10 protein-coding genes and 2 pseudogenes are annotated in these 13729 nt (G+C 70.9%); 5 read left to right on the top strand and 7 right to left on the bottom strand.

Annotated elements, in window-relative coordinates:
• Positions 1-504: 504 nt before the first annotated feature.
• Positions 505-882 (bottom strand): annotated as a pseudogene (locus KY462_06500) (DUF4277 domain-containing protein).
• A 384-nt stretch (positions 883-1266) separates the two neighbouring features.
• Between KY462_06500 and KY462_06495 the strand changes: the two are divergent.
• The 3 genes and pseudogenes from KY462_06495 to lhgO all read left to right on the top strand — a co-directional run bounded on the left by KY462_06495 (position 1267) and on the right by lhgO (position 3892).
• Positions 1267-1569: a hypothetical protein gene (locus KY462_06495; protein ID MBW3577377.1), complete on the top strand. Its 303-nt coding sequence runs from the start codon at positions 1267-1269 to the stop codon at positions 1567-1569.
• Between the two features lie 187 nt (positions 1570-1756).
• Positions 1757-2497: pseudogene (locus KY462_06490) on the top strand (methylenetetrahydrofolate reductase).
• A gap of 177 nt (positions 2498-2674) precedes the next feature.
• Positions 2675-3892 (top strand): L-2-hydroxyglutarate oxidase, encoded by a 1218-nt coding sequence (gene lhgO, locus KY462_06485; GenBank protein ID MBW3577376.1) that lies wholly within the window; start codon positions 2675-2677, stop codon positions 3890-3892.
• 699 nt (positions 3893-4591) lie between these two features.
• Here the strand turns inward: lhgO and KY462_06480 are convergent.
• A complete protein-coding gene (locus KY462_06480) occupies positions 4592-5128 on the bottom strand; it encodes a hypothetical protein (GenBank protein MBW3577375.1) in 537 nt (178 codons plus the stop codon).
• Between the two features lie 200 nt (positions 5129-5328).
• On the opposite strand from KY462_06480, the gene KY462_06475 reads away from it, so the two are divergent.
• Positions 5329-6222, top strand: a complete 894-nt coding sequence (locus tag KY462_06475; protein ID MBW3577374.1) for a hypothetical protein — start codon at positions 5329-5331, stop codon at positions 6220-6222.
• Positions 6219-6533 carry a PqqD family protein gene (locus tag KY462_06470; GenBank protein MBW3577373.1) on the top strand — a complete coding sequence of 105 codons (315 nt, stop codon included), beginning with the start codon at positions 6219-6221 and terminating at the stop codon, positions 6531-6533. The genes KY462_06475 and KY462_06470 overlap by 4 nt, the downstream gene beginning before the upstream one ends.
• Positions 6534-6554: 21 nt before the next feature.
• On the opposite strand, the gene KY462_06465 is transcribed toward KY462_06470, so the two are convergent.
• The 5 genes from KY462_06465 to KY462_06445 all read right to left on the bottom strand — a co-directional run bounded on the left by KY462_06465 (position 6555) and on the right by KY462_06445 (position 13666).
• The gene (locus KY462_06465; GenBank protein ID MBW3577372.1) at positions 6555-7706 is read right to left on the bottom strand and encodes a nucleotidyltransferase family protein; all 1152 of its coding nucleotides are present in this window, start codon (positions 7704-7706) and stop codon (positions 6555-6557) included.
• A gap of 119 nt (positions 7707-7825) precedes the next feature.
• A complete protein-coding gene (locus tag KY462_06460) occupies positions 7826-8764 on the bottom strand; it encodes an SDR family oxidoreductase (GenBank protein ID MBW3577371.1) in 939 nt (312 codons plus the stop codon).
• A complete protein-coding gene (locus KY462_06455; GenBank protein ID MBW3577370.1) occupies positions 8761-10101 on the bottom strand; it encodes a UDP-glucose/GDP-mannose dehydrogenase family protein in 1341 nt (446 codons plus the stop codon). Before KY462_06455 ends, KY462_06460 begins: the two co-directional genes overlap by 4 nt.
• Before the next feature lie 71 nt (positions 10102-10172).
• Complete coding sequence (locus tag KY462_06450) at positions 10173-11690, bottom strand: HD-GYP domain-containing protein (protein MBW3577369.1); 1518 nt, start codon at positions 11688-11690, stop codon at positions 10173-10175.
• Positions 11687-13666: a HEAT repeat domain-containing protein gene (locus KY462_06445; GenBank protein ID MBW3577368.1), complete on the bottom strand. Its 1980-nt coding sequence runs from the start codon at positions 13664-13666 to the stop codon at positions 11687-11689. The genes KY462_06450 and KY462_06445 overlap by 4 nt, the downstream gene beginning before the upstream one ends.
• Between the last annotated feature and the right edge of the window lie 63 nt (positions 13667-13729).

Genomic DNA, 13729 nt, shown 5'->3' with positions numbered 1-13729 from the left:
GCTCTTCCGATCTGAGTGGATGAACGCCACGCGCAGCCGGTGGGGACGGCCGGTGGCCGGGTCGGTGATGTCCCAGTCACGCAGCACACCGCGGTAGCGGGTACGCCTGTTCGGCGGCAGGTGGGCTTGGCGTTGGGACACGTAGCGCAGCGGCCGTAGCGCGTCGTGGCCGACGTGATCCAGGAAGTGCTCGACGTAGCCGGTGTCGGCTCGCAGCGGCACCACGAACCCGATCCCGGCACGGTCGGCGGCACACAGGTTGCCCAGCCGTCCCAGCGCGGAGTCGGCGATCACGACCAGCCCGGGGGGCAACAGCTGGCGCAGCTGTTGCATCGCGGCGCCCATCGCCGCGACCTCGGCCGCAGCCCCGGGGTGTGGCCGTACGTAGAGCGCGACACCATCGGGCGTGACGGCCTGCAGTGCCTGCACCTGTCGGGCGACCCTGCGGTCGGGTCCCCACCCTTTGGTCACCAGCGTGGAGTCGGGGTAGGCGCCGGCGAACCGCAGCTTGGTCAGATCCACGTGCAACTGCGACACGTCCACGTCGAAGGCATCGACGGCGGCCAGCGTCGTCTCACCGCGAACGTGCTCGGCCACTGGCGCCAGCGCCTGCAGCGCACGGCCCAGCCGGTCGTCGTTGAGCAGCCCCGCCGGGATGTCCAACAGCTCGTGGACCGCTGCCGACGACGCCCACCCCGCCACGTCGTACAGCGGCGCGGGCGCACACAGCCGGTTGACGACCAGCGCTTCGACGACCTCCCCGTGGGTCAACAGCGCCCGCCCGCGCATCGGCGTGGCACGGTCCACGATGTCGGCGATCCCCAGCCGCCGCACGTAGTGGCGCACCACCAGCAGCGGACCGACCTCACGGCGCGTGCCCACCGGTGGGGGGTCCAGGCGTGCGAACGCCCCCGCGAGCCGGTCCAGCTCCCCGGAGGCCTTCATCTGGTCCAGCCGGCCCAGAGTTGCCACAACCCGCTGGCGGACCTTGCCCTGCACGCGGCGGCCTTCGACCAGCTGCACGTACTCGTACACCTGGTCGCCGCGGCGGACACGCTTCACCCGTGGATACATTGGCACAACCCTACGCTGCCCGTGCACCAAGCCCAAGCATCTCCTACCGCACCCTCACGCCACCCTGCGCTCATGTTGGCACAACAATGTCAGAGGCCCGGAAGCCAGAAACGCCCAGGAACCCCCAGCAAGAACGGCAAACAGCCCGCTACGGCCACGACTTACGGCACGACGATGCGGAAAACGCGCCTAGTGGGACCGTTCGTGTGTGTCCCCGAGCCGCTGCTGTTCCGCGGCCCGCCCGGCCACCTCCACCGTCACGACTGGACCTGGCTAGACCCGGCCAACGCGGGCCACGCCCGTCTTGCCACGCTTCGCCTGGCGTACCATCACCTCGACGCGATCGCCCGGTCATCCCACACCGTGCACCACAAGATGATCATCGCGGTGGACACCCTCGCGGCGATGGCCGTGCAGCGAACACGGACGAAAGCACGCCTCTGGCGAGAGGGACGTCGAGGAGACGAGGTCTGCCGGGGTGACGGCCGCATGTGACGGGCCGACGAGCAAGATGGTCGGACGCCTGCGCGAGACCCCGCTCGGCTGGCGACCCAACGGTCGATCGGCTGGCCATTCACACGAAGAATCGGGACGCCTGCCCCTGCCCGTCTGGCAGGCGACACGTTGACTGGGTGTGGCAGATGTACAGACATGCGGGCCGGTAGACGTGCAGGAGACGGAGATGGGGAACGCCTCTCATCGCACGTTCGAGATCGTCTGCGAAGTCGACTCTCCGGTCACGCCGGATCTGACCGCGGTGCGTCAACAGATGGCGTTGCTCGCGACGGTCTCCGATGCGCTGCTCGTGCCAGACAACCACCGGGGACACGCCACCGTTTCCAGCGTCGCTGTCGCCAGTGAGGCCGTGCGCCTCGGCGCCCGGGCGATCGCGTGCCTCAACGCACGCGACCGCAACCTGCTCGGACTGCGCCGCGACGTGATCACGGCCGCGGCGTACAACGTCGACGAACTACTGTTCGTCTACGGTGACGCTCCCTCACTCGGCGACCGCAGCACCACGACCGTCCGACAGATGCTCCGCGAGGTCCGCGGCATGGGCATCGCCCTGCGGGTCGGCGTCTCTGCCGACATCACGAAGCCACTGCCGGACTGGAAGCGCGACGCCGACTTCGTTTGCACACAGATCTCGTTGGGCCAGACCGCTGTGAGCCGGTGGCGGCAACGCTCCGGCTTCGATGGCCGCGTGTACGCCGGCGTCGTCGTCCTCTCCAGCCGGGCGATGGCCGGCAGACTGATGGACCTGATCCCCGGTCTCGATGTTCCTGAGGCGACCCTGCGGCTGTTGGATCGCGACCCGGAAGCGGGCGTGAAGCTCGCGGTCGAACAGCTGCACCGCCTCCGTCACGGTGGTGACGTCGACGGGGCACACCTTGTACCTGCCCGCCGTCACCGCGAACTCGCCGAGGCCCTGTCCCGCTCGGATCTGCTGCCCAGCACGGCCATCCACCGCCGCACTCCCGTGGCCGTTGCCTGACGATCAGGGCCGCCCATGAGCATCCTGCCGAGTCCCGACGAGCGCGTGATCCACCGCTACTGTCGCCGGACGCCGCGTCCGGGCCGACCCGGGGAGACGACATCAATGCGATCCCGTTACGACGTCGCGATCGTGGGAGGCGGGATCATCGGACTGGCGACCGCGTACTCCATCGTCCGTCGCGCACCAGCAACGCGGATCGTTGTTGTGGAGAAGGAGGCCGAATTGGCCTCTCACCAGACGGGGCGCAACTCCGGTGTCGTACACGCCGGCATCTATTATGCCCCCGGCACCATGAAGGCCCGCCTGGCAGTGGCGGGACGACGCCGGCTCGAACGGTTCGCGCAGGCGCACGACATCCCGTACGAACGGGTGGGCAAGGTCGTCGTCGCCACGGAGCCGGAGGAACTCCCCCGGCTCCGCGACCTCCATGACCGGGCAGTGGCCAACGGCGTGGAAGGGCTACGCGAGATCGGCCGCGACGAACTGCTCGAGATCGAGCCCCACGTCGAGGGCGTCGCCGCATTGCACTCCCCTGCGACCGCCATCACCGACTTCCGGCAGATCGCGCTCGCGCTCGCCCGCGAGGTCGAGGACCGCGGTGGGGGCGTGCTCCTCCAACATGAAGTGATCGAGCTGCGCACCGGTCGTGACGGTGCCGGAGAGTTGCTCACCGGCCAGGGGACCATCACCGCCAGGGCCGTCGTGACCTGTGCGGGCCTCCATTCGGACCGCCTGGCCGCGTCCACCGGCGGTTCACGTGACCTTCGGATCGTCCCGTTCCGAGGGAGTTACCTGCGGCTGCGACCATCAGCGCGTAATCTCGTCTCGGGCAATATCTACCCCGTGCCGGACCCGCGCTTCCCATTCCTGGGCGTGCACTTCACCCCGTGCATCGACGGTGAGGTGCTGGTCGGACCCAACGCGGTACTTGCGCTACACCGCGAGGGCTACGAACGTGCCGACCGGTTCCGCTGGCGCGATGCGCGGGAGACGCTCGGGTACGTGGGTTTCTGGAGGCTGGCATCCCGCCATGTTGCCTCGGGCGTCCGGGAACTCTGGCGTGATCGCGTCCGCCGGAGCTTCATCCGAGAGGCCCAGCGCTTCCTTCCCGAGCTCCGCTACGAGGACGTCGAGGATGCGGGTTGCGGGATCCGGGCGCAGGCGGTCGCCAGCGACGGGTCGCTGGTTGACGACTTCGCGATCGAGTCCCGCGGTCCTTTCGTGCACGTCCGCAACGCCCCGAGCCCGGCCGCCACGGCCTCGCTCGCGATCGGTGAGGCCATCGCCGCTCGCGCGCTGACGGGCCAGGTGACAGCGTGATCCGGGAGCTCGGGGGCGGCAGCACCGGTTTCGGCCGGCCGGCCGACCCATCCCGGCGGATCGACGTTGCCGGTATCTGCCACGCGGCGGGATCGGAGCCAGCCCCCGACCGATCGACGGGGCGAGGTCGGTCAGGACATTCCACGACCCTGGATCGACCGACAGGCCTTGGGGTATGAGCTAATCGTCGATGTGGTCGGGTGCAGTGCGACGATCTCGTCGGCGAAGTAGGCGAGGCCCCCCGATCAGTCCGGCGACGAGGGTCATCTTCCCGGACTCCATCGGAGCCGGCAGCCGGACCGCCCGGCCACCCGGTTCCGCACCCGCAGCGTGGAGCTGCACCTCCCGGTGGCGGCACGCACCACCTGGCGGTTGAGGTGCCACAGGAACATCGCGACGACCTGGGCGTGCTCCGTGACATCTGGCCCCACACGGACGCTCACCTGCAGATCGGGAACCCTGCTGCTACCCGCCGTCTGGCGGACTCGGTGTTTCTCGCTGGGCGCGATCGGACCCCAGACGGAGAGGGCGCCGCTCGCCGGCAAGACCGACGCGATCGCCCGACCTTCCAGGCGGTCTCGTCGGTGGCCGGCGAGCGGGCAGGATCGTCTCTGTCGGTGCCCTCGGGACCAACCTCCCCGTGCCGGGTCCCGCGGGGGGGCGGATCACGTCGGCACGTCCGGCAGCATTCGTCCCTGCTTATCCGCAGGAAAACGAGTACGTGTCGTTGTCGATGCGGACGCCGGCGGGACAGTCCTGGCCGCACTTGGCGTACCCCTCGATGAAGTTGTAGCCCGACGGGATGGTGACCGTGTACACACCGGAGCCGTTCGCGTCGACCGATTTCGTGACGGTGGCGTTGGCGTTCCAGAGCGCGATCTGCTCGTCCGACGGCGCGCTCCACGACCGGTGGGCGAGGCACTGCTTGGCTTGGTCGGTCGAATCGGGGTGGCGATCCCAGCCGCCGTCGCCCTCGTCGAACTTGAAGCCGTAGAGGGCGCCCTGGTAGCGGGCCACGAGCTGCACGTTCGACGGGAACCCGGTCGGTTGAACCTCCGGCGGCGGAGGGGGCGTAGGTAGCGGGCTCTGCGCGAACGCGGCGACCTGCCCGAGCCGCTGGACGGCCGGAGCGGCCCAGACGGCGACGGCGCCGAGCGCCGCCGCCCTGCGGATGGCGTCGCGCCGGGTGAAGCGCTCTCCGGCTCCGTCGCGCTCGGTTCCCACGATGGCATCCACGGTGACTCCTCCAGCCGTCCCGGTCGGACTGTCGGCTTGAATACGGGCTGCGACGTGATGAAAACGCACGGTAGCGCGGTCGGGCAGGGTCACATGTCCCACGACCGCCGCTCCGGGGTCACCCAAGCCTGACGATCTCGGCGCGGTTGGGACATCCGACCCTCTCGCGGCCGGTGCTGGGCTCTCTACCCTCCGTTGTCGTGACGACGCCCTCCACGACGACCCCCTCGGCACTGCAGCGCCGGGGCGTTGCCGCCTACACCAGCCCCCGGTTCGTCGCGCTGGGCCACGACTTCGACCTCGACTGCGACGACGCGGAGCTCGGGTCGTACCTGGGTGCCCTGTTCAGCCCTTTGGCCGGCCCGGGGCAGGCCGCCCACCACTACCACCTGTCCGTGAGCGCGGCGGCGGCCGATCTGTGGTTCGACGACCGTCGTCTCTGCGGACAGGTGCCTACCCACCGGGCGGTCGCGGTCCTGCTGTGGCACATCAACGGGCAGGTCATCGCGCGCAGCGATCGCTTCGTGCGGCTGCACGCCGGCGGGGTGGCCCGGGCGGGTGACGCCGTGCTGATCCCGGGCGAGATGGAGGCCGGCAAGTCCACGCTCACCGCCGGGTTGGTCCGCGCCGGCCTTGACTACCTGTCCGACGAGCTCGTCGCGGTTGACCCGGACGACGGGCACCTCGAGGGCTTCCCCCGCGCCGTTTCGCTGGACCCCGGCGCCTGGCTGGCGTTCGCGGAGGTCCGGCCTCGGCTGACCGAACGTCTGGCCCGGTCGTTGCCGTACCAGTGGCAGGTCCCGGCCGACGTGCTGCGGCCCGGGTCGGTGGTGCGCCGGGCCCGTCCCGCCACGATCGTGGCGCCACGCCTGGAGCCGGGCGCCGCACTGCGCCTCGAACGCCTGCCCGCCCAGCAGGTGTTGGTGACCCTGGCCAGCGTCACCTTCGATCTCGACGGGGATCCGGGGCGGAACCTGGCCGTGCTCGGCCAGCTCGCCCGGACCTGTCCCGCCTACCGACTCACCTTCGGAGATGTTCGACCCGCGGTCGCCGCGGTGCTCGATCTCATGCATGCAAGCGATCCGGTCAGATGATCGCTGAGAACCACGATCTCGTCCCGTCCGTGGCACCACGCCGACGTCCCCACGTCACCGCTGTGGAACTCGACGGCCGAGCGGTGCTGTACCGATCCGAGGACGGTTCGATGCACTGGTTGGATGAGCTGGGTACGCTGCTGTGGAACTGCTTCGATGGCGACGTACCGCTCAACGAACTCGTCGACGACCTCGCCCACGTCTACCCCGGTGAGGAGCGAGAGACGATCGAACGGGATCTGCTCGCCCTCGTGGAGCGCCTGCTCGATGATGGCCTGGTCGAGTTGGGAGACGGTCGGCGGCCCGCGTGAGACCGCGGGTGACCGCGCGGGTCACGTCCCGCTGGTGAACGCGCCCGAGACGACCGCCGCCAGGTAGGCGCCTCGTTGGTGCCCGTCCGCCGGATGCGTCCGTCGGCCGCCGGTCCGGCCCGCAGAGGGCGTGAGCAGCCGTCGGGCCTTGTGGGCGAGAACGGCGGCGCTGGCGCGCTGGTCGGCCCGGACGGATCGCATGACCAGCCGGTCCAGTGACGGTCCCGGCCGGGCCGCGGCGGGCGGGGACACCCGCCAGACCGACCGGGTCACGGCACGCCATCCGACCTGAGGTGCCAGCCGGCGGATCAGTCCCGGGTCGACGTCGGCCTCCAGGACGGCACCGACCTTGGTCAGCACCACCGCCACGGGCAGCGAGACCCGCCAGCGATGTGCCCGGCGGACGATCTCGGCGTCCTCCGGATCCCAGGAGGCCAGCCAGCCTTCGACGTCCTTCAGCCAGACCAGCCGGTTCCCACCCGAGGTGCAGGTGTGCAGTGCCAGGTGCAGCAGCCCGTCGACCGGGTCGAGCGTGCGGACGTCGCGGCCGCCGACCGCGACGGTGGCGGCCCGCTCGAACAGCGAGCGGGTGTCGATCGGGAAGGCCCGGCGCAGCTCCGGCGTGTTGCACAGGTCCCAGTGCAGGTCCACGGTCGCTCCGTCCGGCAGGGTGACCGGTACCTCGCCCGCAGCTTGACGGTGGTGGAAACCCCAGCTGTGCACGTGCGCCTGTCCGCCGGCCGCCTCCAAGGCGACTAGGGCGTCGGGGAAGGCGTACGGGGGCACGAGCACGTCCAGGTCGCCGTAGCCGCGCAGGTCATCCCGAGCGTGAGCGGTCGCGACTAGCACCGGGCCCTTGACGACCAACCAGGGGATGCCCGCCGGCTCTAGCACCGCTGCGACGCGCTGTAACGTCGCCAGCCCCCGCAGGTGACCGGCGACCACACCATGGTAGGCCGGTTCGACGAGGCGGGCGATCTCCGGACCGCCCGCCGCCCACAGCGCGTGGTGGACGTAGCCGGCGACGCCGTGGAACACGGCAGCGCCGCACAGGTCGGACAGGTCGTGGCCCGCTCCCAGGTCCGCGTTCAGGGCGGGCGGTGGACGGCGCCACCCATCACCACGGACGCTGGCCAGCAGCACCCGCGCCGTGGCCCGACGGGCGGCGCTCATCGTGCCTCCCGGTTCGCTGGCGTCTCGATGTCGTCGGTCGAGGAAACCGCCGGGCGACCGCTGGCGGCAGGGGCAGGTGTCCCGGAGCGGGCGGTGGCAGAAACCGCGACCGAGCCAGGTCAGTCCGGTAGGCACTCCGAGAACCACCTGGTGGTCCGGCGCAGACCCTCACGCAGGTCGATCTTCGGCTCCCACCCGAGCACCTCACGCGCCAGCGTGATGTCCGGTCGCCGCTGGCTGGGGTCGTCCTGCGGCAGCGGCTCGTAGGTGATCGCCGAACGTGAGCCGGTCACCTCCAAGACGATGTCGGCCAGCTCGCGCACGGTGAACTCCGTCGGGTTGCCGATGTTGACCGGGCCGATGTGGTCGCAGTCGAGGAGCGCGAGCAGGCCCCGGACCTGGTCGTCGACGTAGCAGAAGCTGCGGGTCTGTGACCCGTCGCCGTACACGGTGAGCGGCTTGCCCTGCAGCGCTTGGACCAGGAAGTTCGAGATCACGCGTCCGTCGTCGGGGCGCATCGACGGCCCGTAGGTGTTGAAGATCCGGGCGATCCGCACGTCGACGCCGTGGTAGCGGTGGTAGGCCATCGCCATGGCCTCGGCGAAGCGCTTGGCCTCGTCGTACACGCCCCGCGGACCCACCGGGTTGACGTGTCCCCAGTACGACTCCGGCTGCGGGCTGACCTGCGGGTCGCCGTACACCTCGCTGGTTGAGGCCAGCAGGTAGCGGGCGTGCTTCTCCTTGGCCAGGCCCAGCGTGTTGTGGGTCCCGAGGCTCCCGACCTTCAACGTCTGGATCGGCAGCTCGAGGTAGTCCTTGGGCGACGCGGGGCTGGCCAAGTGCAGGATCGCATCGACCGGTCCAGGGACCCAGACGTAGTCGGACACGTCGTGCTTGACGAACACGAAACGGTCGTGGCTGTAGAGGTCGGCGAGGTTCTCGAGTCCGCCGGTGGCGAGGTTGTCGATCGCCACGACTTCGTCACCGCGGCCGATCAGCGCCCGGCACAGATGCGATCCCAAGAACCCCGTCCCGCCGGTGACGACCACACGGCTCATGGTCGTCGCAGCGTCGCCTTGGTGGCGGGACGGCCGATGGCGTGGTAGTGCACCCCGGCGGCACGCATCGTCTCGGGATCGAAGACGTTCCGCCCGTCGATGACGATCGGGTAGGCGAGCGCCGCGGCGAGTTGCTGGCCGCGGAGGGCAGTCACCTGGTCCCACTCCGTACACACAACGGCAGCATGCGCGTCACGGCACGCCGCCAACGGGTCGTCGACGCACTCGACGTCGGGGAGGCAGGTCTTGAGGTGCACCAGCGCGACCGGGTCATACACCCGTACATGGGAACCCTCGGCCAGCAGTCGCTCCGCCAACCACAGAGCTGGGGCGTTGCGCAGGTCGTCGGTCCCCGGCTTGAACGCCGCTCCCAGCAGCGTCACGGTCTTGCCCTCCAGGTGCCACAGCTCGGCGCGGAGGATCTCGAGGATGTGCTCGCGCATCGCGTCGTTGACGCGACGGACCTCCTCCAGCAGGCGGAAGTCGTACCCGAGGCTGCGCGAGAGGTGGATGAAGGCGTCCACGTCCTTGGGGAAGCACGATCCGCCGTAGCCGAGCCCCGCTCGCAGGAAGTGCGCGCCGATGCGGTGGTCGTGGCCCATCCCTTCGGCGACGACCGCTACGTCGGCTCCCACCTGGTCGCAGATGCGCGCGATCGCGTTGATGAACGAGATCCGTGTGGCCAGGAACGCGTTCGACGCGTGCTTGATCAGCTCGGCGGTGACCAGGTCGGTCCTCAGGTACGGGCAGTCGTGGCGCTCCAGCAGCGGGGCGTACACGTCACGCAGGGCCGCGGCGGCACGCTCGGAGTCGGTGCCGACCACCACCCGGTCGGGGTGGAGGGTGTCGTGGACGGCCTGACCTTCCCGCAGGAACTCCGGGTTGGATGCGACGTCGATCGAGACGGAGCTGCCGTTGCGGGCCTGCTCGCGGACGATCACCTGGGTCAGTCGCACCCCGGTGTTGGCCGGCACGGTCGACTTCTCCACCAGGACCAGGTCGCCCGTGGCATGGTTCGCCGCGGCCTGTCCGACCCGCTCCACGAAGCTCAGGTTCGGGGCGCCACCGGGTAGCGACGGGGTCCCCACGCAGACGAACGCCACCGCCACGTCCGCCAGCGCGTCATCCACGTCGTCGGTGAAGCGCAACCGACCCTGCGACCGGCCCTCGTTGACGAGCTCGGCCAACCCCGGTTCGTGGAACGGGACACCGCCCGAGCGCAGCGTCGCGATCTTGTCGGGATCGTCGTCCATCCCGATGACCTGGTGTCCCCAGCGCGCGAGACACGCCGCCGTCACGAGCCCGACGTGGCCGACGCCGATCACTGCGACACGCATATGGTCTCCCTTCCAACGACCGGGCAACGGTACCCGGGACACATCCTGGGCGCGCACGTTGGGCAGATCCGCTACATCTCGCGCCACGGCGGAGCGACATCCGGGTCGGGCGCCCCGTCGATCGACTGGTGGCTGTGCGCGTCACGGTGCGTATCGACGTAGCCGGGCGGTGGGGGCTCCCCGGGCGACGGCTCGTGCACCAAGCCGCCGGCGTACCCGGGGTCGGCCGGCTGGACCCGCCCGGTGATCAGCAGCTGGACCAGGTCGAGGTCGAGGTCGTCGGGAGGCACGGAGCGGACCACGTCCGGGGCTCCCTCGACCGACAGGTCCAGCTGGCGCGGTTCACACGGGTTGCCGCGGGGATCGAGGACCAGACGCACGGTCGGGGCGGCGAGCATGCCGTCGCCGGTGGCCACCACCAGGGCGATCTCGCCGGTCCCGAGCTGCACGAGCGACCCGACCGGGAACAGGCCCAACAGGCGCAGGAAGACCCTGACCACTTGCGGGTCGAAGGTCTTCCCCGCCGCGGAGGCGAGGATTTGCAGCGCCTGGCGACGTTCCTCCGGCTTGCGGTAGGAACGCTTGCTGGTGACCGCGTCGAAGCAGTCGACGACCGCGATCACCCGAGCCGGCAGGCACGGCAGGGGCCGCCCCGTCAGATGGGGGTAGCCGGACAGGTCGTAGGCGGCGTGGTGCTCGAGCACGGCCGGCGCGGCCGGGTGGTACAGCCCGTCACGGGTCCCGAACACGAGGCCGGCGCCGACGACGGGGTGGCGTTGCACGATCCGCCACTGTTCCTCCGACAGTGGACCCACGTGGTCGAGGACGTCCTGGGGCACGTTCAGCTTCCCGACGTCGTGCAGGAGCGCTCCGATGCCCAACACCACGATCTGATCGCGTCGCAGCCCGGCTGCGTGCCCCAGCGCGATCGTCAGCAGGCACACGTTGACCATGTGGTAGTAGGTGTACTCGTGGTAGGAGCGGACACCGGCAAGCAGCAGCGCCTGCGACGGGTCGCGTACCACCTGGATCGCCAGCTGTTCGACGACCTCGGTGGCCTCCTGCAGGTCGATCGGGCGACCTGCAGCCGCCCGGACGGCGCTCTCGCGCAGCAGCGCCAGTCCCAGGGCGTACCCGCGTCGCAGCTCGGTGAGATCCTCGTCTTCGCTGAGGTCGACCTGCGGTTGCACGCGGTTGAGCGTGACCCCGACGAGCTCGCTGGTGGCCGGCAGACCCTCGGTCAGGATCCGCACCAACCCGTCGAGACCGTCCGCGTCCACGCCCGCGTGCAGCTCGACCGACACGACCCCGGCACGTTCGAACGCCTCCACCAGGCGGAACAGCCGCAGCGACTCGTGCGGCAGGAGCGTCGCCCCAAGGTAGAAGCTGTGGCGGGTCACGAACAGGACCGGGTCGGCGCCCAAGCGGCGCTGGAGCTCGTGGACCTGCTCCAGCAGGACGCGCGTGGCCTCGCGTCGGTTCGGGTGGCCCATGTCGTACAGGTGGTACGTCTGGCGGGCGGAGGACAGGGCGTGCAGGCAGTCGCGTGCGACCTGCAGCGCCTGCGGCGACGGCTCGGGTGGCCTCACCGCCCTCCCCGACGCGGTCGGCGTTGCTTCAGCAGGGCGGCGGCGCGCCGGCGCAGCCGCCGAGGCAGCCCTCCGCTGCGCGCGGCCAGTGACCGCAGCGTGGCGCGCCCGGCGTCACCGTGATGGCGCGACAGCTCGACCAGCGCCCGTTGACGATCGGTGAGGTCCCGCCCGCTGCGCACGACGTGGCCGAGCGCGGCCGCTGCCGCCGATCCGGGCTGGCCCGCCAGCGCGTGGATCGCCGCGGCGCGGACCTCGGGGACCGGGTCGACGGCGAGCCGCCGCAGCTGGCTGACGGCCGTGTCGCCACCCGCGACCCCGAGCGCGCGGACCACCTCGCGGCGGACGGCCGCCTCCGGGTGGTCGGCCACCTTGACGATGCTGGGGACGATCCCGGACCCGCCGAGCCGGGCCAGGACGGTCACGGCGTTGCGTGCCACGTACCAGCGGTCGTCGTTCAGCCGTTCCTCGACCGCCTCGATCCGGGCGGGTCCCCCGGCGCCGTTGTCGCTGGCGACCGCCGCCAGGAGCGCGACGAGTTGTCCGCGGGTGCCCTGGTCCGGTTCTTCGGCGAGCACATCGAACAGCCGCCGGATCCCGGCCGCGCCCAAGGGCTCGACCAGGGGTGCCACAGCGTGGGGCCCGCGATCGCGGGCCCGCGCGACGAGATCGGCGACGAGGTGGTCGTCGAGGACCTGACCGCGGTGCTGCTCGACCACCGCGGCCAGATGCGGGTTGGTGCGGCGGACGTCCGCGGCGACCGCCACCAGCTGCTCGACGGCGCGGACGTCGCCGCGACGGATCTCGTCGCCCACCGTCACCGACCACGATCCCAGGACGAGGTCGAGGCGGTCGCGGTCGCGCTCGACCTTCAGGTAGTCGCGCACGGCATCGAGGGCCAGGGCGCGGTGATCCTCGGTCGATGCGGGGAAGCCGTCGCGGAGCGCCTGCAGATCCGCATCGACCTGCGCCGCGGCGCCGCGCGCCAGCAGATCCGAGACGGTCTGGGCGACCGGATCCGCGGCATCGCCGACAGCAGCGGAGACCAGCGTCCCGGCGTCCTCGGCACCAGTCTGGGCGGCCACGACGAGGTCGACGACCTCCGCCTCGTGCACGTCGCACTCAACGAGCCGGTACGCGAGGTCGACGGGGTCGGCGCCGTCTTCCCCGAGTTCGGCCAGGACCCTGGCGACCTCGGCACTCGTCATCGTCCCCAAGAAGCCCTGCGCCAACCGGTCTGTGGCGACGCGTCCCATCAACAACCCCGCGAACGCGCGTCGGACACCGGCCGGCAGCTGGCGGACGACGTCCTGCAGCCGGATGTAGGGGTCGGGCGCTTCGGCGAGCCACGGTGGGAGGTTGTCGATGATGGCGCGGAAGCGCAGGTACAACGCTTCGGCGTCGTCGGCGGGACGGCCGGTGATCCCGCCGACCAGGAGGCTGGCGGCGAACCCTGCCGGGTCGCGGAGCCGGTTCCACAGCGCCTTCTGGGCGGGGGTGAGGACACCGTCGCCCTCAGCGGGATCGGGCTCCGCTCCGCGGACGACGATCGAGGTCACCCCAGCACGCCACAGCGCCCACCCGACGCCGCCAGCGGCGGCGACCTCGTCTGGTGGTCGGGTCAGCGTCCGGTACAGCGTCGCCAGGTCGTCACGGTCGGGGACGGCCCGGATCTCCAGCTCCTCGGCACGGCGTGCGAACAGGGACGCCGCCAGCCGCGCAGCCGTCTCGTGGTCGACGCCGTCGACGCCCAGGAGCTGCTCACCGTGGATCTGGACCGCGACGGGACCGCGACGCAGCGCGCGCTCGGCAGCCACACCGATGCGGTGCACGGCGGCCACGAACGTCGGTTGATCCATATCGTCGGGGTAGAGCCGGTAGCTGGCCAGGCCCTGCGAGAGCTGCCGCAGCAGCGCGGCCACGTCCGTGTCACCGTGGTGGGGCACGTGGGCCCCGTGGTCGTCCTCGTCGGGCACGTCTGCCCCGTCGTCGTCCTCGCCGAGCCTTCACCGCAGCCGCGGGCTCGGAGCGTATCGACC

The organism is Actinomycetota bacterium (assembly GCA_019347675.1).
GTDB lineage: Bacteria > Actinomycetota > Nitriliruptoria > Nitriliruptorales > JAHWKO01 > JAHWKW01.
This window is presented reverse-complemented; position numbering and strand designations above follow the sequence as displayed.

Excerpts from the sequence above, each read along its gene's own strand:
- lhgO (MBW3577376.1), top strand. The coding sequence starts at position 2,675 with ATGCGATCCCGTTACGACGTCGCGATCGTGGGAGGCGGGATCATCGGA.
- KY462_06470 (MBW3577373.1), top strand. The coding sequence starts at position 6,219 with ATGATCGCTGAGAACCACGATCTCGTCCCGTCCGTGGCACCACGCCGA.
- KY462_06465 (MBW3577372.1), bottom strand. The coding sequence starts at position 7,706 with ATGAGCGCCGCCCGTCGGGCCACGGCGCGGGTGCTGCTGGCCAGCGTC.
- KY462_06460 (MBW3577371.1), bottom strand. The coding sequence starts at position 8,764 with ATGAGCCGTGTGGTCGTCACCGGCGGGACGGGGTTCTTGGGATCGCAT.
- KY462_06455 (MBW3577370.1), bottom strand. The coding sequence starts at position 10,101 with ATGCGTGTCGCAGTGATCGGCGTCGGCCACGTCGGGCTCGTGACGGCG.